General features: G+C 74.7%; 16 protein-coding genes. 10 read left to right on the forward strand and 6 right to left on the reverse strand.

Translation table 11 applies throughout. The annotated features are described in order from the left end of the window. Nucleotides 1-114 precede the first annotated feature (114 nt). Both IE332_RS18775 and IE332_RS18780 read right to left on the reverse strand, forming a co-directional pair. A complete protein-coding gene (locus tag IE332_RS18775; protein WP_189917665.1) occupies nucleotides 115-1,752 on the reverse strand; it encodes an amidohydrolase in 1,638 nt (545 codons plus the stop codon). A 40-nt stretch (nucleotides 1,753-1,792) separates the two neighbouring features. Then, nucleotides 1,793-2,536 (reverse strand): TetR/AcrR family transcriptional regulator, encoded by a 744-nt coding sequence (locus IE332_RS18780; protein WP_189917667.1) that lies wholly within the window; start codon nucleotides 2,534-2,536, stop codon nucleotides 1,793-1,795. A 71-nt stretch (nucleotides 2,537-2,607) separates the two neighbouring features. Here IE332_RS18780 and IE332_RS18785 point away from each other — a divergent pair, with 71 nt between their 5' ends. From IE332_RS18785 to IE332_RS18800, 4 genes are all read left to right on the forward strand, one after another. Beyond that, the gene (locus IE332_RS18785; protein ID WP_189917669.1) at nucleotides 2,608-4,146 is read left to right on the forward strand and encodes a purine-cytosine permease family protein; all 1,539 of its coding nucleotides are present in this window, start codon (nucleotides 2,608-2,610) and stop codon (nucleotides 4,144-4,146) included. 268 nt (nucleotides 4,147-4,414) lie between these two features. Further along, nucleotides 4,415-5,653: a glycosyltransferase gene (locus tag IE332_RS18790; protein ID WP_189917671.1), complete on the forward strand. Its 1,239-nt coding sequence runs from the start codon at nucleotides 4,415-4,417 to the stop codon at nucleotides 5,651-5,653. 306 nt (nucleotides 5,654-5,959) lie between these two features. After that, entirely contained in the window at nucleotides 5,960-6,670 is a 711-nt protein-coding gene (locus IE332_RS18795) for a DUF6461 domain-containing protein (protein ID WP_189917673.1), read from the forward strand. A 322-nt stretch (nucleotides 6,671-6,992) separates the two neighbouring features. Continuing rightward, nucleotides 6,993-7,364, forward strand: a complete 372-nt coding sequence (locus IE332_RS18800; protein WP_189917675.1) for a hypothetical protein — start codon at nucleotides 6,993-6,995, stop codon at nucleotides 7,362-7,364. Nucleotides 7,365-7,396: 32 nt separating this feature from the next. On the opposite strand, the gene IE332_RS18805 is transcribed toward IE332_RS18800, so the two are convergent. Next, a complete protein-coding gene (locus IE332_RS18805) occupies nucleotides 7,397-7,816 on the reverse strand; it encodes a MazG-like family protein (RefSeq protein ID WP_189917677.1) in 420 nt (139 codons plus the stop codon). 254 nt (nucleotides 7,817-8,070) lie between these two features. On the opposite strand from IE332_RS18805, the gene IE332_RS18810 reads away from it, so the two are divergent. The 3 genes from IE332_RS18810 to ftsH all read left to right on the forward strand — a co-directional run bounded on the left by IE332_RS18810 (nucleotide 8,071) and on the right by ftsH (nucleotide 12,716). Continuing rightward, on the forward strand, nucleotides 8,071-9,705 hold the full coding sequence (locus IE332_RS18810; protein ID WP_189917679.1) for an alpha/beta hydrolase: 1,635 nt from the start codon (nucleotides 8,071-8,073) through the stop codon (nucleotides 9,703-9,705). A gap of 170 nt (nucleotides 9,706-9,875) precedes the next feature. Next, on the forward strand, nucleotides 9,876-10,523 hold the full coding sequence (locus tag IE332_RS18815) for a mycothiol-dependent nitroreductase Rv2466c family protein (RefSeq protein ID WP_189917681.1): 648 nt from the start codon (nucleotides 9,876-9,878) through the stop codon (nucleotides 10,521-10,523). Nucleotides 10,524-10,631: 108 nt separating this feature from the next. Beyond that, a complete protein-coding gene (ftsH, locus tag IE332_RS18820) occupies nucleotides 10,632-12,716 on the forward strand; it encodes an ATP-dependent zinc metalloprotease FtsH (RefSeq protein WP_189917683.1) in 2,085 nt (694 codons plus the stop codon). Here the strand turns inward: ftsH and IE332_RS18825 are convergent. Then, on the reverse strand, nucleotides 12,713-13,162 hold the full coding sequence (locus IE332_RS18825) for an Lrp/AsnC family transcriptional regulator (RefSeq protein ID WP_189917685.1): 450 nt from the start codon (nucleotides 13,160-13,162) through the stop codon (nucleotides 12,713-12,715). The two genes, ftsH and IE332_RS18825, sit on opposite strands and share 4 nt — an antisense overlap. Nucleotides 13,163-13,238: 76 nt before the next feature. Here IE332_RS18825 and IE332_RS18830 point away from each other — a divergent pair, with 76 nt between their 5' ends. Beyond that, nucleotides 13,239-14,183, forward strand: a complete 945-nt coding sequence (locus tag IE332_RS18830; protein ID WP_189917931.1) for an SMP-30/gluconolactonase/LRE family protein — start codon at nucleotides 13,239-13,241, stop codon at nucleotides 14,181-14,183. 34 nt (nucleotides 14,184-14,217) lie between these two features. Here IE332_RS18830 and IE332_RS18835 read toward each other — a convergent pair whose 3' ends face one another. Beyond that, on the reverse strand, nucleotides 14,218-14,748 hold the full coding sequence (locus tag IE332_RS18835; RefSeq protein ID WP_229928707.1) for an STM3941 family protein: 531 nt from the start codon (nucleotides 14,746-14,748) through the stop codon (nucleotides 14,218-14,220). A 66-nt stretch (nucleotides 14,749-14,814) separates the two neighbouring features. Next, nucleotides 14,815-15,273, reverse strand: coding sequence for a hypothetical protein (locus tag IE332_RS18840; RefSeq protein WP_189917687.1), 459 nt, complete (start codon nucleotides 15,271-15,273; stop codon nucleotides 14,815-14,817). A gap of 153 nt (nucleotides 15,274-15,426) precedes the next feature. On the opposite strand from IE332_RS18840, the gene IE332_RS18845 reads away from it, so the two are divergent. Beyond that, nucleotides 15,427-16,194 carry an SDR family NAD(P)-dependent oxidoreductase gene (locus tag IE332_RS18845; RefSeq protein WP_229928708.1) on the forward strand — a complete coding sequence of 256 codons (768 nt, stop codon included), beginning with the start codon at nucleotides 15,427-15,429 and terminating at the stop codon, nucleotides 16,192-16,194. A 136-nt stretch (nucleotides 16,195-16,330) separates the two neighbouring features. Beyond that, entirely contained in the window at nucleotides 16,331-17,611 is a 1,281-nt protein-coding gene (locus IE332_RS18850) for a nucleotide disphospho-sugar-binding domain-containing protein (protein ID WP_189917689.1), read from the forward strand. Nucleotide 17,612: the final 1 nt, after the last annotated feature.

Here is a 17,612-nt window from a genome sequence, read left to right on the forward strand (position 1 = left end):
CCGGGCGGCCCCGCGCCCCCGTTCAGGGGTACGCGGCGGGGCCGCTCGGTGTTCAGCCGGGGGAGGGCGTGGCCTGGTCCGGCCCGTCAGCGCGAGCCGGTCAGAGCGCGACGGTCAGAGTGAGTCGGCCCGGTGGGTGGGCCGCCCGTCGAGGACCGTGAGCAGGACGGGGAGGCCGGCGAGTTCGGTGGCCGGGGTGGTGAGCGGGTCGGCGGCCAGCACGGTGAGGTCCGCGCGGTGGCCGACCGTGATCCGGCCCGCCGACTGCTCCTCGCCGGCCGCCTGGGCGGCGTTGACGGTCATCGCCCGCAGTGCCTCCAGGGCGGTGAGCGCCTGGCCGGGGTTGTGCGGGGGCCGGTCGAGGTCGCGGGTGGGACGGCGGTGGCGGGCGCCCGCCATCACCCCCAGCGGAGGGTAGGGCGCGATCGGCCAGTCCGAGCCGAGGACGACGGTGGCGCCCGCGTCCCACAGGTCGCGGCAGCGCCAGGCGCGGTCGGCCCGCTCCTCGCCGAGGCGGCGCGACCAGTTGTCGGTGTGGTCGGCCCGGGTGAAGTCGCAGCAGTGGGTGGGCTGCATGGACGCCGTCACGCCCAGCTCGGCGAAGCGCCGGACGACCTCGTCGGGGACGGTCTCGATGTGCTCGATCCGGTGCCGGACGGCCGGCGCTCCGCCGAGCGGCGGGTTCCCGTCCGCGGCCCGCTCGATCGAGTCGAGGGCGTGCCGGACGGCGGCGTCGCCGATGGCGTGGGTGGCGGTCGGCACACCGGCCCGGTGCAGCTCCCGGATGACGTGGGTGTAGTGCGCCGGGTCCGGCCAGAAGGCGTGGGTGGACTCGCCGTGGCAGTCCGGGCGTTCCAGCCAGGCGGTGCCGTTGTCGATGGTGCCGTCCATGAACAGCTTGACGCCGGCCACCCGCCAGAGCAGCCCGCCCCGGCCCTGCCGGTCGACCAGCGAGCGCAGGCCGTCCGCGTCCACGCCGGGCTGGCACCAGGGGGCGACCCGCAGGCGCAGCGGCAGCTCGCCGGCCTCGTCCAGCTCGGCGTAGAGGTCGAGGCTGTCACCGTTGGCGTCCATCGCGTGGCCGCCGGTGAGGCCGGTGGCGGCCATGGCGCGCAGGGCGGTGGCGAGGCGCTCGCGGCGCTCGGCGCGGGTGGGCTGCGGGGCGGCGCGCTCGACCAGCTCGCAGGCGGCGTCCTCCAGCAACAGGCCGGTGGGTCGGCCGTCGGCGTCGCAGACCACCTCGGCGGCCTGGTCGAAGGTGCGCGGGCCGTCCACTCCGGCCAGCTCCAGGGCGCGCGGGCTGGCGAGCATGGAGTGGGCGTCGAAGAGCTGGAGCAGTGCCGGGACGCCGTCCAGGACGGGCGCGAGCGCGGCGGACCCGATCGGGCGGTCGCCGAAGACGTTCGGGTCCAGGCCCCAGGCGTGCAGCCACGCGCCGCGGTCGAGGCGGTGGACCTCGGCGGCGAGGGCGGCACGGACGGAGTCCAGGTCGGTGCAGCCGGAGAGGTCCAGGCCGTGGGTGAGCTCGGCGCCGGTGACCGGGTGCAGGTGGCCGTCCACCAGGCCGGGGGTGGCCACGGCACCCTTGAGATCGATCACCGTCGTTGCGGGGTCGGCGAGTTCGCGGATCGTGCGGTCGTCTCCGAGGGCGGCGATCCGGCCGTCCGTGACGGCGAGCGCGGTCTGCGGGAGGAAGCCTCCGGAGGCGGGGTCGAGCAGACGGGCGGAGAGGAGGACGAGGGAGGTGCGCACTTCGGCTCCAGCGGTAGTGCGGGGCGGGGGTGGTGTGGGGTCAGGACGGCTCGGCGTCGGGCTCCGTGGCGGGGGCTTCGGGCTCTACAGCGGGGGCGGCGGGCTCCGCGGCGGGGGGTGCGAGGGTCGTGGCGGTGCCGGGTTCTCCGGTGGCCGCGGGGGTCGCCAGTGCGCCGTCGGGCAGGCCCAGTTCGCGCTCCGCGGTGGCGGCGGCGAGCCGGGTGACGGTGGCCGGGTGGTTGCCCAGCCCGGTGTTGGCGTGGCCGGCCAGGCCGTCGATCACCACGAGGATCCGGACTGCCGCCAGCACCGGGTCCTCGGTGCGGAACTCGCCCCGCTCGACCCCGGTGGCGATCACGCCGCTGAGCCGGCCGCGCCAGTCCTTCTCCTGGTCGAGCACCCGGTCGCGGAGGACGGGGCGGTACCGGCTGAGGTGGCGGGCGTTGAGCCAGAGCCGGCTCATGTCGTCGTAGGCCGGGCCGGTGGTGCGGGCGAAGAAGCGGGCGAGGTGCTCCTGCGGGGACCCGTCCCGGGGGCCGACGGGCAGCAGCGTCTCCAGTTCGGCGGTGGCGGCGCTGCCGAAGGCTTCGGCGACGAGGTCCTCCACGGCGGGGAAGTAGTGGCTGATCAGGCCGGGCCGGACGTCGAGCTGCTCGGCGATCCGGCGCAGGGTGATGCACTCCAGCCCCTCGGTGAGGGCGACCTCGGCGGCGGCTCCGACGATCTCGGCCCGTCGGTCGTCGGGGGACTTGCGAACCCTTTTGCGCTGAACGCTTGACGTCATGTGGCGGATGCTATTGAGTGTGCGACCAATAAGCAAGCAGGTGGGCACGACACCCCCATGGAGGGCCCCCAATGGCGTCCACGCTCCCGGACCACCCCCACACGTCCCCCGACCTCTCCTCGCCCGTCGCAGCCCCACGCGCTGCGGCCCCGCACCTCGCGAACCCGCACGTCACAGCCCCGCACGCCGAAGCCCCGCACGCTGCGGCTCCGCCCGCCGCAGCCCCGCCCGCTGCGGCCCCGCCCCAGCAGGAAAGGGGCGGGCGGGTCGAGGTCCACGGCATCGACCACATCCCCGAGACCGAGCGGCGCGGCCGGGCCCGCGAGCTCTTCTCCGTCTGGGCGGCGGCCAACGTCAACTACCTCAACCTGGTGGTCGGCGGCGCGCTCGTGCTCACCGGACTCAGCCTCCCGCAGGCCTTCGCGGTGGTCGTGGTCGGCAACCTGTGCTGGCTCGGCACCGGCCTGCTCGCCGTCTCCGGACCGGCCGCCGGCGCACCCAGCGAGGTCATCACCCGCGCGATGTACGGCGTGCGCGGCAACCGTGCGAACAACGCGGTCACCGGCTGGATGATCTCCGTCTGCTACTTCGCGCTGAACCTCGCCGCGGCCGCCGTCGCCGCCTTCTCGCTGGCCGAGTGGGCGGGCCTCACCCCGACCACCCCGATCAAGGTCGCCATCGTGATCGCGATCGTCGTGGTCACCCTCACCATCAGCGTGTACGGCCACGCCGTGATCGTCCGGCTCTACCTGCCGATCACCCTCGCGCTCGCCGCGGCCTTCGCCGTCGTCGGCTACGCGATCGTCCGGCACGCCGACTTCGGCTGGACCCAGCCCGAACCGCTCACCGGCGGCCGGCTCTGGGCGGCCGTCCTGGCGGGCGTCACCCTGATCGCCTCCGGCCCGCTCTCGTACACCACCAGCGCCGACTTCTCCCGCTACCTGCCCGCGACCACCTCCCCACGGGCGGTCCTCGGCTGGACCGCCCTCGGTGGCTTCCTGCCCAGCGTCGTGGTCGGCGGCCTCGGGGTACTCGGCGCCACCGCCGTCGACATGACCGACCCGCAGGCCGCCCTGCAGTGGATCCTGCCCGGGTGGTTCAACCCGGTCTTCCTGCTCTCCCTGGTCGTCGGCACCATCGCCGTCAACGCGCTCACCGCCTACAGCGCCGGCCTCGCCCTGCAGGCCGTCGGCATCCGCATCCGCCGCACCCTCAGCGTGCTGGTGGACGGCGCGGTCGCGGTCGCTCTCACCCTGTACGCGCTGCTGGTCTCCAACTTCCTCGACACCGTCAGCAACGTCCTCCAGCTGACCGTCGTCCTGCTCGGGCCGAGCACCGCGATCTACGCCGTCGACATCCTGCTGCGCCGCAACCGCTACGACGGGCACGCGCTCGGCGACGAGAGCCCCGGCAGCCCCTTCTGGTACCGCGCGGGCGTCAACCCCGCCGGTGCCCTCGCCCTCCTGGGTGGCGTGGTGAGCGCGGCCCTCTGCGTCGACACCCTCTACCCGGGCCCGGTGGCCGCACTGACCGGCGTCGACCTGTCGCTGCCGGTGGGCACGACCGTGGCGGCGGCCCTGTACGCCCTGCTGATGCGCCGCCGGGCCTGAGGCGGGGCGCGCCGGGGGCGTGCGGCGGAGCGGCTGGGTGGTGCGTGGTGGTGGCCGGGAACGACGACGGGCCGAAGCGGAACCGAAAAGGAACCCGAAAAGGGCTCCGAAAGGGATTCGAAAGAGGCCCGAAAAAGAAAACGGCACGGAGAACACTCTCCCTGCCACTACCAAGCTATACCGCACCCGGGGGCTTGCGGCAAGGCCCCCCTCGTCCCGCAGAATCGACGGCCTGAAGGCCTTGACCTGCGGAAACGGGAGTCGTGAAATGCGCGTTTTGTTGACGACATGGGGATCGCGCGGGGACGTCGAACCGCTGGCCGGACTGGCGGCGGCACTGCGGGGGCTCGGCGCCGAGGTGCGGGTCGCCGCTCCGCCGGACCAGGAGTTCGTCGACCTGCTGGCCCGGGTCGGAGTGCCGCTGGTGCCGCTCGGCCCGACGGTGCGCTCGGTGGTGGCCGGACCGAAACCTCCCACGGCGCAGGACGCGTTCCGGCTCGCCCCCGCGCTGGTCGACGCCCGGTTCGAGGTGCTCACCGCGGCGGCCGAGGACTGCGACCTGATCCTGGCGACCGGCCTGATGCCGGCCGGCGCCCGGGACGTGGCCGAACACCTCGGCCTCCAGTACGTGTTCGCGTGCTTCCACATCTTCGGACTGCCCTCGCGGCACTTCCGCCCCGGCTCGCGGCCGGGCACGCCGTCCCCGCAGGACGAGACCGACCACCGGGTGCTGTGGGAGCAGGACGCCCAACGGGTGAACGGGCTGTACGGCGAGGCGCTCAACCGCAACCGGGCGGAGCTCGGCCTGCCGCCGGTGGACAACGTCCGCGACCACGTGTTCGCCGACCGGCCGTGGCTGGCCGCGGACCCGACGCTCTGCCCGTCCCGGGGCATGACGGAGCTCGATCCGCTGCAGACCGGGGCGTGGATCCTGCCCGACGACCGCCCGCTGCCGGCCGATCTGGAGGCGTTCCTGCAGGCCGGCGAGCCGCCCGTGTACGTGGGCTTCGGCAGCATGGCCACGCACGCCCCGGCGGACATCGCCCGGATCGCGCTCGAAGCGGCCCGGGCACACGGCCGCCGGCTGGTCCTCGCCCGCGGCTGGGCCGGCCTGGACGCGGTCGACGACCGGGACGACTGTCTGGTCGTCGGCGAGGTCAACCAGCAGGCGCTGTTCCGCCGGGTGGCCGCCGTCGTCCACCACGGTGGCGCGGGCACCACGACGACGGCAGCCGTGGCCGGCGCGCCCCAGGTGGTCGTCCCCCGGATCGCCGACCAGCCCTACTGGGCCGTCCGCGTGGCCGAGTTGGGCATCGGCGCCGCCCACCTCGACCCCACGCCGACCGTCGACTCCCTGTCCGCCGCGCTCGCCACCGCCCTGGCGCCCAAGACCGCGACCTGGGCGCGGGCCGTGGCCGTCACCATCCGCACCGACGGAGCGGCGGTGACCGCGAAGCGGCTGCTCGACCTGGTGGCGGGCGGGGAGCGGCGGCCCGGGCCGGCCTGAGCCGCCGGTATCGGTGCCGGGCGGTGGTGCCGGTGCCGGTGCCGGTGCCGGTGCTGGTGCTGGTGCCGTGCCGGTACTGGTGTCCGCAGTCGGCGTCCGCGCTGTGTGCCGCTGGAACGTCCTTGTGGGCTGGGTGAGTTCTGCTCGATGGTCCTCCTCCGGACGGCTGGTCGGGGATGGGTGTCGGCCGACGGCGGGCCGTGTTCCGGCACCGTTCCGGCGACCGGGCTCCGGCTGTCGGCGGCGTCGGTTAGGGTGCCCACCGGCGCGCCCGGTCACCGCAGGCCGGCGCGAGGGGAGGGCGCCATGACCGACGGCACGCGCAAGGCATCCGTGAGGGACGGCGACGGCATCCAGTGGCTCGCGGAGGTCGGCCGCCCCGGCACCGGCCCACAGGGAACGGGCGGGCCCGGCGCGGACGGTGAGATCGGCGGAGTGGTGTTCGCCCGGGGGATCCCGCCCGAGGAACTCGCCCGCCGGATGGGCGCCGACCCGGCGGCCGGGACGACGCCGATCAGTGGCACCGAGATCCAGGACCTGGACATCGAGGTCTACCGGCCGAGCGACGACGGCGACGGCGTGATCCGGGTCGGCGAGTGCGGCGGCTGGTCGTTCGCGATCGAGTACGGCGACTCCACCGGCGGCGAACTGCTCACCGAGATAGCGCGCGACGGCGTCGAGGTCGTGCACTTCCGCCCGATGCCGGAGCAGCCGCCGGCACTGCTCGACTACGCCCACGACGGCGCCGTGCTGTGCGGCTTCGGCCTCGGCCAGGAACGCTGGCGCTGGGGCCAGGAGCCCGATCTCCTGGTGCCCGACCTGGTCGCCGCCGGCGTGCTGGAGGCGGACGGCGTCACCCCCTGCCACCCCGAGGGCGACGGCGGCGACGCTGCCCACCGCCGCACCCTCGGCGCCGTCGAGCGGCGCTTCGGACTCAGCCTGCCCCGCGCCGCCCTCGACGGACTGCGCCTGGCGGCGTACGCCGTCCGCGGCACCCCCGGGCTGGTCCCGCGGTGAGGTACGGGCGGCCACGCCGCCAGCGGGGACGGCGGTGCGGGCCACGGCGGTGACGGTCACGGCGAGCACCGCGAGCACAAGGGACATCACGGTCATGGCAGGGCTCCTTCCCGGGCCCCACCGGAGGGGCCCCGATGACCGTCATCCTTGCGCGCCACCCCTCCCCGCACATGTGCCGATCGGGAGGTTCCCCGGCCCGAACCCCCGCTGAGCCCCTGCCGATCGGCAGGGGCTCAGGCCCGCCCCGGCGCCGGCGCGGGTGGCGCACGTGCTGCCGGAAACCCGGATGTGCCGTCGGTTGCGCCGCGCCTAGGCTGCGGCCATGGAATTCTCCTCGGGGTGGGGTGTCGGCCCGGCCTTCGACGGTCGGGAGCCCGTCGTCGAGATCAGCGGTTCGGTGCCGACGGCACGCGATGCCCAGCAGGTCGCGGAGCTCCTGTTCGGGGCGGGCTGGCGGGTGCGCAAGCAGTCCTGGACGGAGTTCGAGGCCGAGCACACGTACGCCCGGTTGTCGGTGCTCCCGCTGGACCCGGTGGTCTTCACGGGGGAGATCGCGATCGACGGGATCACCGCGTTCGTCGAGACCTTCGGCCGGACCGGCCACCGGTGCACCATCGAGTTGTACGACCCGGACAGCGGCGAACTCCTCATCGAACGTCCGGTCCGTCCGGTCGGCCGTGGCCCAGGGTGCTGAGGAGGACCCACAGCGGGCGCGGAAGGGCAGGCCTAGGCGGACGCGTCCGGGGGACCGGCGGGGTGCCGGGGCCGCCAGGCGGCGAGGTGGGCGGTGAGGACGGCGGCCGGGTCGGGCGTGGTCTCGCGCAGGGCGACCATGGCCGCGGTGATCACGTCGCAGAGCTCGCCCTGGAGGTCGGCGACGGTGTGGCTGACGCCCTTGCGGGGGTTGGCGCCGAGGACGCCCAGCAGGGCCTCGGCGACCTCGCCGGCCTCCTCCTGGATCTTGACCACCTGGAGCGGCAGCAGCGGCTGCCCGATGAGCGCCCGGTGCTCGGAGAGGTGGCGGTGGACGGCGTCGACCACGGCCCAGTCGCCCGCGCGGGAGCCGGAGCCGATCCCGGAGCCGGAGCCGGAGCCGGCGTAGTCGGCGTGGCCGTTCCGGTCGGATGCGGTGGTGTCGTCGGTCAACTCGCCCTCCGTGCCGAGGTTCCGGTGCCCGATGCGGGCGGACGGCGGTAAGGGTGCCACCGGGCGGGGCGGTTGAACCCTCACCCGGGTGGCCGATGGCAGAGCGGGTGGCGCGCGCCGTCCGTCCGGAGGCTTCCGGCAGGCAGCGGGGGTACCCGGCGCCTAGGGTCTGTCGTGCGTCGACCGGGCTGCGCGCCGGGCGCACGCCGCCGCGCGCCGGGGTGACCGGCCCTCCTGAGAGGTGGACCCGCCCCATGCACACCGTCGTCCGCGGTGCCGGAGCGCTCGGCCTGGCCGCGCTCCTGCTCACCGCCACCGGCTGCCAGGGCGAGGGTTCGTCCGTCGCCGAGCCCGCGCCCACCTCCCCGGTCACCGGCAGCTCCGCGACGGCCACCTCCGCGACGGCCACCTCCGCGACCGGCGCCTCCGCGACCGGCACCTCCGCATCCGCCACCGGGCTCGCCGCCCAGCAGCCGGCCTGGCACGCCTGCGCCGCCCCCAGCACCGCCCAGGGCGGCGGCACCGCGCCCGCCGCCGACTGGCAGTGCGCCACCCTCAAGGCGCCGCTGGACCACACCAAGCCGGACGGGGCGACCATCGACCTCGCGCTGATCCGCAGCCGGGCCACGGACGAGCAGCACCGGATCGGCTCGCTGCTCTTCAACTTCGGCGGCCCCGGGGCCTCCGGCGTGGCCACCCTGCCCGCCCTCGCCCCGACCTACGCCTCCCTCAACGCCCGTTACGACCTGGTGAGTTTCGACCCCCGCGGGGTCGGCGCCAGTGCCGGGGTGAGCTGCCTGGACGACCAGGCGACGGACGCCTCCGCGGCCGTGGACAGCACCCCCGAGGGCCCGGCCGCGGTGAAGGTCCTGGACGACAGCAACGCCCGGTTCGTCGCCGCCTGCGAGCACAACTCCGGGGCGGTGCTGCCGTACGTGGACACCGAGAGCGCCGCCCGCGACATGGACCTGATCCGCCAGGTGCTGGGCGACCCGAAGCTCTCCTACTTCGGCATCAGCTACGGCACCCAGCTCGGTGGCGTCTACGCCCACCTGTTCCCGCAGCAGGTCGGCCGGCTCGTGCTGGACTCGGTGGTCGACCCGACCAAGGACCCGCAGCAGTCCGCGCTCGGCCAGGCCCGGGGCTTCCAGCTCGCCCTCGACGACTTCATGAAGGCCTGCGCCACCGAGGTCGGCGCCTCCTGCCCGACGGGTGCGGGCGGCGACGAGGGCACCGCGAGGATCACCGCGCTGGTGCGGAAGCTGGAGCAGTCGCCGCTGCCCGCCAAGGACGGGCGGCAGCTCACCGAGACCCTGGCCGTCACCGGCATCGCCGGGGCCCTGTACAGCCAGCGGACCTGGCCCGTGCTGGCCGCCGGGCTGACCGAGGCGATGGAGCAGGGCTCGGGCACCACGCTGCTCCAGCTCGCCGACGGGCTGAACGGACGCGACGCGCAGGGCCACTACAGCAACCTGAACGCCGCGAACCGGGCGATCAGCTGTGTGGACGCCCGGCAGCGCTACTCGGACCAGGACGTCGAGCAGCAGCTGCCGCAGTTCCGTACCGCCTCGCCGGTGTTCGGCGCCTTCACCGCCTGGGGCCTGACGGGCTGCACCGGCTGGCCCGTCCCGGGCAAGGCCGACCACCCGGAGGTCACCGCCCCCGGAGCCGCCCCGATCCTGGTGGTCGGCACCACCGGCGACCCGGCCACCCCGGTCGAGGGCGCCCGGGCGATGGCGCAGCAGCTCGGCGCGGGCGTCGGCGTCACCGTCACCCTGCAGGGCGAGGGCCACGGCGGCTACAACACCGGCAACCCCTGCCTGAAGCAGACCGTGGACGCCTACCTGCTGGACGGCACGGTGCCCGCGGACGGGACGACCTGCAGCTGAGCGGCCCGCTCGGCCGGGAGAGCGGGCGGCCGGAGAGCGGGCGGCCGGGAGGGCGGGCGGACGGGCGGCGGGAACCGTCCGCGGAGTGCGATAGCGGGGCAAAGTGGCCCAATGAAATGTGATCAGATTGGCTCTTTGGAGCGGTCCACTTGGCCGCTAGGCTCTTCGACGTGACGAACACCAAGACGAACACCAAGACCGCCGAGACGACGAAGCCCACCAAGGTCGACTTCTACTTCGACCCCGTCTGCCCCTTCGCCTGGATCACCTCGCGGTGGATCCTGGAGGTCGACCGCCACCGCGAGCTCGACCTCAACTTCCGGGTGATGAGCCTGTCCGTGCTCAACGAGGGCCGCACCGACCTGCCCGAGCGCTACCAGCGCCTGATGACCACCGGCTGGGGCCCCGTCCGGGTCTGCATCGCGGCCGCCGAGAAGCACGGCGCGCACGTCCTGCGCGACCTGTACACCGAGCTGGGCACCCGCCTGCACGACCAGGACCGGGCCGCCGACGACACCCTGATCAGGGAGGCGCTGGTCGCGGCCGGCCTGCCCGAGGAGCTGGCCGACGCGGCGAACAGCACCGAGTACGACATCGCGCTGCGCAAGAGCCACCACGAGGGCATGGACCCGGTGGGCGAGGAGGTCGGCACGCCGACCATCCACGTGGACGGCGTCGCCTTCTTCGGTCCGGTGCTGACCGCGATACCGCGCGGGGAGGACGCCGTGCGGGTCTTCGAGGGCGTCCGGCTGCTGGCCGGCTACCCGAAGTTCTTCGAGCTCAAGCGGACCCGGACGGGCTCGCTCGACTTCTCCTGACCGGCCCGGGGTGACCACTGACGGCCCTCCGGACTCCCGTCCGGGCGCTGAGCGTCCGACCATGGAGACGGAGGCCCGGGTGGTCCCCCCGAGAGGCGGTGAGCGTGGATGATCGTACGAATCCGGCTGCGCGCCGCCCGTCACCCCGCGACACCGCCGAAACGCGGCCCCGACTGGACCCCGCGCCCCGGCCGGGGACCGGCCCAGAACCCGAGGCAGAACCCGAGGCAGGGCTCCGGCCGAGGGCCCGGCCGCCCCGGCCCCGGCGGGCCGACCCAGTCCCCGCCGCCCTCCTGGCGGCGCTGGCTGCTGCCCGTCGCCGTCCTGGTGACCCTGCTCCTGCTGGTGCTCTTCGCCAACCCCGGCAAGCCCGGCACCCGCTACGGCTACACCGACTTCCTGAACCGGGTCGACGCCGGCCAGGTCCGGACGGTGGACGTCAGCGACACCGGCGGGGTGAGCGGCACGCTCAAGGACGGCACCCGCTTCACCTCCCAGATCCCCACCGCCCTGGACACCTCCCAGCTCAGCCGCGCGCTCGGCGACCAGCACGTGACCGTCACCGGCACCCGCTCCGGCGGCAGCTCGATCTGGTCCACCCTGCTGCTGTTCCTCCCGCTGCTGCTCTTCGGCGGGCTCTTCCTCTGGTCCGGCCGGATGGCCGCCCGCTCGCTGGGCGGCGGGCTGAGCACCATCGGCCGCTCCCGGGCGAAGATCATCGAGGCCGAGCGGCCGGACACCGGCTTCGCCGACGTCGCCGGGTACGAGGGGGTGAAGCAGGAGGTCAGCGAGGTGGTCGACTTCCTGCGCAACCCGGAGCGGTACGTCGCCGCCGGGGCCAAGGGGCCGCGCGGGGTGATCATGGTGGGGCCGCCGGGCACCGGCAAGACCCTGCTGGCCCGGGCCGTCGCGGGGGAGGCCGAGGTGCCGTTCCTGTCCGTGACCGGCTCCGGCTTCGTGGAGATGTTCGTCGGCGTCGGCGCCTCCCGGGTCCGCGACCTGTTCGACGAGGCCCGCAAGCGCGCGCCGTCGATCGTCTTCATCGACGAGATCGACGCCGTCGGCGCCCGCCGCGCGGGCGGCACCCGGATCGGCGGCAACGACGAGCGCGAACAGACCCTGAACCAGCTGCTCGCCGAGATGGACGGCTTCGACCAGAGCACCGGCATCGTCGTCATCGCCGCCACCAACCGGCCCGACGCCCTCGACCCCGCGCTGCTGCGCCCCGGCCGCTTCGACCGGCAGGTCACCGTGCCGCTGCCCAACCAGGCCGAGCGGGCCGCCATCCTCGCCGTGCACGCCCGCGGCAAGACCCTCGCCCCGGACGCCGACCTCGACCGGATCGCCCGCGGCACCCCCGGCTTCTCCGGCGCCGACCTCGCCAACCTGCTCAACGAGGCCGCCATCAACGCCGTCCGCGCCCAGCGCGCCACCCTCACCGCCGCCGACCTCGACGACGCCCGCGACCGGGTGCTGCTCGGCCGCCGCGAGTCCTCCAACGCGCTGCTCCCGGACGAGCGGCACGCCGTCGCCGTGCACGAGTCCGGACACGCCCTGATGGCCGCGCTGTGCGAACACGCCGACCCGGTCGCCAAGGTGACCATCCTCCCGGCCGGCGTCGCCCTCGGCGCCACCGAGCAACTGCCCGAAGCCGAGCGGCACCTCTACAGCGAGGGCTACCTGACCGACCTGCTCACCGTCCAACTCGGCGGCCGGGCAGCCGAACTGGTGGTCTTCGGCGAGGGCTCGACGGGCGCCGCCAACGACCTCGCCAACGCCACCTCGGTCGCCACCCGGATGGTCCGCGAGTTCGGCCTCTCCCCGGAGCTCGGCCCGGTCGGCTACTCCAGCGGCAGTCCGCACTACCTCGGTGACAGCCCCGAGGACCTGCTGCGCCGCCCCTACTCCGAGCAGACCCAGCGCGCGGTGGACGAGGCGGTCGCGGGCCTGCTGCGCGCCGCCGAGCGCCGGGCCGTCGGCCTGCTGACCGAACACCGGCACCACCTGGACGAGTTGGCGGACCTGCTGGTCGCCCAGGAGACCGTGGACGGTGCGCGCGTGCTCGACATCCTGACCCACCCGGCGCCGGCCGAGCGGCCGCCGCCGGCCGATCAGCCGGTGCCGCTGGAACACCCGGTGTCGCTGGAGAAGCCACGAACGGCCGGTCCCGAGGAGCGAACCGCGGATTCCTAAGGCGCGGGCGGCCTTTCGAAGAAGGTCTCGAGGACGACGGTCGCCTGGGTGCCGCTCACGCCCTCGATCGCGTAGAGCCGGCGCAGCACGTCCTGGAGCTGCTCGGTGGTCGCCGTCCGCACCTTGACCAGCACCGAGGCGCTGCCCGCGATGATGTGCGCCTCCTCGATCTCGGGTATCGCGGCGAAGGCCCGGGCCGAATCCCCCATCCAGGCCGAGGAGTCCACCATCACGAAGGACAGCACCCCGAGCCCGAGGCTCCGCGGGTCCACCTCCACCGTGGTGCGGCGCACGACCCCGCGCTCGCGCAGTTTGCGCACCCGTTCGTGTGCTGCCGCCGTGGAGAGGCCCACGGCCTTGCCGAGGGCCGCGTACGCCTGCCCGGCGTCCTGCTGGAGCAGGGCGAGCAGCGCGCGGTCGGTGTCGTCGAGGTGATCGGAGGCCATGGTGGGACCATACCGCGTTCTGGCATACTCCAGGTCGTCGGAACAACATTCGGTCAACGACCATTCGGGGTGGATGATGTCTGGTTCCATCGAGTTCGGACTGTACGAGATCCTGGACGACCGGTTCCGCCGGTGCGCCAACGGGGACACCCGGCTGGAGAAGCTGTACGGGGACTGCCGCTGGGCCGAGGGCCCGCTCTACCTGCCGGCCTGGCGCCAGGTGATCTGGAGCGACATCCCCAACGACCGCCTGCTGCGCTGGGACGAGGCCACCGGCACGGTCGGCGTCTTCCGCTCCCCGGCCGGCCACCCCAACGGCAACACCCTCGACCGCGAGGGCCGCCTGATCAGCTGTGAGCAGGGCAACCGCCGGGTCACCCGCACCGAGCACGACGGCCGGATCACCGTCCTCGCCGACCGCTACCGGGGCAAGCGGCTCAACTCGCCCAACGACGCGGTGGTCCGCTCGGACGGCGCGATCTGGTTCTCCGACCCGGACTTCGGCATCACCACCGACTACGAGGGCCACCGCGCCGAATCCGAGATCGGCGCCCGCAACGTCTACCGGATCGACCCGCACACCGGTGAGGTGCGGCTCGCCGCCGAGGACTTCGAGGGGCCGAACGGACTGGTGTTCTCGCTCGACGAGCGGCAGCTCTACGTCAACGACAGCCGGGCCGGGCACATCCGGGTCTTCGACGTCCGGGAGGACGGCACCCTCGACGGCGACCGGATCTTCGTCAAGGGCGGCGAGGGCCCGGCCGGGCGGGTCCGCTTCGACAACATCCGCTTCGACGTCGACGGGCGGCTCTGGGCGGCCGCCTTCGGCGACGGCGTCCACTGCTACGCGCCCGACGGCACGCTCATCGGCCGCATCCTCGTGCCCGAGCCCGTCTCCAACCTCACCTTCGGCGGCCCGAAGAACAACCGGCTGTTCATCACGGCCACCACCTCGCTGTACTCCCTGGTGACGACGATGACGGGCACCCACCGCGTCGCCGGCCCCGAGCGGTCGCACTGACCGGGCCCTCGCACCCGACCTCCTGGAACAAGCTTTAGCCCGCGACGACCAGCGCCGGGTGCTGGTGGCGCATGGCGTCGACGACCGCCTCGGGGCCGACCGGCAGGGTGGTCGTGGAGATGTTGGCCGGGCCGTAGCCCATGCCCCGGTTCGCGGCGGCGGTCGCCCGGACGATCCGCGGGGCCCGGGCCAGGTACCCGGCGGGGTCGGCCAGGAGCAGCTCGATCATGGGCTGGGCGGCGCCCCTGACGGTGACCACCCGGATCCGGACCGCGGCGATCTCGCTCCAGGCGATCCGGCCGAGCTGGACGTGGTCCAGGCCGGCCGGATCCAGCACCAGCTCGGGCCGGCCCCGGACGAGCCGGCTGGCGCACACCACGGCGCAGAGCCCGAAGAACGGCACCGCGAGCCCACCGGCGACCACGGCCTTCACCGACTCGCCGTCCCCCGTCAGCAGGACCGCGCCCGCGGCCACGAAGGCCAGCGAGCCGATGAGGACGAGGACCATCCGGAGCGGGGAGGAGCGGTACACGGTCGGCGGCACGGCCGCGGTCTGATCAGTCACGCGGGACAAGGTACCGGTGGCGGTCCGGGCCCGGCCGCCGGGTCCGGGCAGGTGGGCGCGGTGGCGCTACCAGGGGATGGTGATGGCCGGGGGGTTGAACAGGAACCAGACGACCAGGAGCGCCGGCAGGGCGAGGTGGCCGAGGACGGGGCCGAGCATCGCGCAGCGCCAGCGGCGGTGCGGGGTGGAGTGCTGGCCGGCGACGGCCGCGCCGAGGAGCGCGGTGAAGAGGACCAGGGCGATCAGGATCAGGGTCGCGCTGCCGGAGTCCCGGCGGGCGACGGCGGTCTGCTCGTGGGCGTCCTGCCAGATGACGGACAGCAGCCACCCGTCCGTCGTCGCGGTGAGCGCGCCCAGCACCACGGCGAGCACGCTGTCGAAGGTCTCGCTGCCCCGGCCCTTGAGGCCCGTACCCCCGGCGCCCGTCTGCGCGGCGCCCGTACCCCCGTCACCCGTCTGCCCGGTGCCCGTGTGCTTGATCCCCGTGTGCTTGGTGCCCGTGCCTTTGATGTGCGTGCGCGCCACTGTGCCATCCCCCCGGTGTGGGCCCGTTCGCGTGTCTCGCTACGGTACCGGGGAGCGGGCACGGGCCCGAAGGGGCGGGAACGCCCCGAGGCCGAGTCGTGACCGAGGCACGGGTGGCCGACGCACCGTCGGCCCGGGTACGAGGGGGACGAAGTGACGGGGGAACAGCTCGCGGTGGTGTCCGGCGGGGGGACCGGGATCGGCCGGGCGATCGCGGCCCGGCTGGCCGGGGACGGGTACCGGGTGGTGGTCGTCGGGCGGCGGGCGGCCGTGCTGGAGCAGGCCCGGGAGGAGATCGAGTGGACGGTGGGGCCGGGCCGGATCGTTCCGGTGGTGGCCGATCTGACCGACCCGGAGGCGGTCGGCGCGGCGGCGGCCCGGATCGCCGGACTCGGGCCGGTGGACGCGCTGGTGAACAACGCGGGCGCGATCATCACCCCGCCCGAGGACGGGGGCCTGGCCGCCCTGGCCCGCTCCTGGCGGCACGACCTGGACGTCAACCTGCTGACCGCCGTCCTGCTGACCACCGCCCTGCAGGACGCGTTCCGCCGCCCGGGCGGGCGGCTGGTCGTGATCAGCTCGGCGGCGGCCCAGCGCGGCGGGGCGGGCCCGCACTCGGCCGGTTCGTACGCCGCCGCGAAGGCCGCCCTGCACGGCTGGGCCTTCGGTCTGGCACGGCAGTTGGGGCCGGACGGGATCACCGTCAACGTGGTCGCGCCCGGCTACATCGAGGAGACCGAGATCTTCGGCTCCCGGTGGAGCGAGGACTTCCACGCCCGGAAGGTGGCCGACACCCTGGTCGGCCGGGCGGGCACCCCCGCGGACGTGGCCGACGCGGTCGCCTACCTGGTCTCCCCGGCGGCCGGGTACGTCACCGGCCAGGTCGTCGGCGTCAACGGTGGTGCGGTGCTCGGGCGCTGACGCGTTCACGGCTGCGGTCGTCGTCCCCGGCGCCGCGGCGTTCATCGATCGTCAACCGGGCGTCCCTACGGTGGGGACCGACCACGAACCGTCTTCGACCCGGGAGCCTCCGCTGTCCAGGATCATCACCACCGCCATGCCCGCCCACGGCCACACCAGCCCGCTGCTGGCCGTCTCCGCCGACCTCGCCGCCCGGGGGCACGAGGTGGTGTTCCTCGGCGGCTCGCGGTTCGCCGCGGCGGCGGAACGGGCGGGGGCGCGGTTCGTCGCGCTGCCCGCCGGCGCGGACTTCGACGACCGCGACCTCGACACGAGCTTCCCCGGACGGTCGAGCCTGCCGCCGGGCCCGGAGCGGATCGCGTTCGACGTGCGGCACGTGTTCGTCGACCCGATCCCCGCCCAGTACCGGGCCCTGCTCGCGCTGCTGGCGGAGTTCCCGGCCGACGCCGTGGTCGCGGACGCCTTCCTGCAGGGCGCGCTGCCGCTGGCGCTGGCCCGGCCGCGCTCGGAGCGTCCGGCGCTGATCAGCCTCGGGGTCACCCCGTCGATGCTGCCGAGCGTCGACACCGCGCCCTTCGGGCTCGCGCTGCCGCCGCTGCCGGGGGAGGAGGGCCGGGCCCGCAACCGGGCCCTGCAGGAGGAGGCGGACCGGCGCGGCGAGCCGCTGCGCGCGTACGCCGAGAAGGTGTACGAGGGGCTGGGCGTCCGGCTGCCGGAGGGGCCGCGCGGGCGGGCCGTGGTGACGGTGCCGGACCACTTCCTGCAGCTGACCGTGCCCGGGTTCGAGTACCCGCGCAGCGACGCCCCGGAGGGCTTCCGGCTGATCGGCGCGCTGCCTGGGCTGGTCGGGGCCGAGCAGCCGCTGCCGTCCTGGTGGGACGAGCTGACCGACGGGCGGCCGGTGGTCGTGGTGACGCAGGGGACGCTGGCCAACGCCGACCTCGGGGAACTGGTGGCCCCGACCGTCACCGCGCTGGCGGAGCGGGACGTGCTGGTGGTGGCCGCCACCGGCCGCCCGGACGGGCCGGGGGAGCTGGCCGAGCTGTTCGGCGGCGCGCTGCCGGGGAACGTGCGCGCCGTCGACTACGTCCCGTTCGAGCGGCTGCTGCCGCACACCGACGTGCTGGTCAGCAACGGCGGCTACGGCGGGGTGCAGACCGCGCTGCGGTACGGGGTGCCGCTGGTGGTGGCCGGGGCGAGCGAGGACAAGCCGGAGGTGGCGGCCCGGGTGCAGTGGTCGGGGGTGGGGCTTGACCTGCGGACGGGCCGGCCGGCCGCGGCGGAGGTCGGCGCCGCCGTCGACCGGGTGCTCGCCGAGGGCCGGTTCCGCGAGCGGGCCCGCGCGCTGGGCGCGGAGCTCGCGGCGCACCGGCCGTTCGACACCATCGCCGAGCTGGTGGAGTCCGCGGGCCGCTGAC

Origin of the sequence: Kitasatospora xanthocidica, from assembly GCF_014656195.1 — a bacterium.
GTDB classification, from domain to species: Bacteria; Actinomycetota; Actinomycetes; order Streptomycetales; family Streptomycetaceae; genus Kitasatospora; species Kitasatospora xanthocidica.